Genomic DNA, 717 nt, shown 5'->3' on the forward strand with positions numbered 1-717 from the left:
ACCTCTATGTAACTCATTTTCATTTCCTTCCTTATAAATATAAAATGATTGCCCAAGTAAATGAACAACGTGTTGATTTATTTACTTAGAGAGTATATAATGATTGTGCAAGAGATTCAATAAACAAAATACAAAAAAGTGTTCATTTTATAATAAAACCTGTCAATTAATTTATTCAAAGAAAGTAGGATAATCAATGAGCCGGAAGATGGAAACAAAAGAAAAAATTAAAGCAGCCTTTATTGATTTAGTACATGAAAAGGGATTTGAAGCGATGACTGTGAGTGATATCGCCAGAAGATGTGACATCAATCGTGGGACTTTTTACCTGCATTATGTAGATAAGTATGACTTAATGAACAAGCTAGAAGAAGAAGTGATGTTTGATTTAGAGGCGATTATTTTAAAGGATTCGGGTCATAAAGAAGCCAAGGAACCTTTAGAATTGATTCCTTATGATGAAATTTTAGAAGCTTTAGTCTATGTTAAAGGTGAGTTTGACTTTGTAAAAGCTATTGCAAGCCCAGGTGGGGATCCCAATTTCATGCAAACCTTAAAGTCTATTATTGGCCAACTTATTGATATAAAGGTGAAGCAGTCTAATCGAGTAAAGTTTGAGAAACTAGACCTGCCTGAAGACTATGCGATTGAAATCTTACTATCATCAATTGTGGGGATTATGACTTTGTGGATTAAAAAAGATGGAAAAGAGTCACC

At 32.9% G+C, this 717-nt stretch carries 1 protein-coding gene; it reads left to right on the forward strand.

The window, feature by feature from the left end; all coding sequences use genetic code 11:
* Window positions 1-196 precede the first annotated feature (196 nt).
* Window positions 197-717: TetR/AcrR family transcriptional regulator (locus ACRCJ0_RS17550; protein ID WP_431391436.1), on the forward strand; the 521-nt coding region annotated here is incomplete at its 3' end.

It is taken from the genome of Aerococcus sp. L_32 (genome assembly GCF_050689315.1).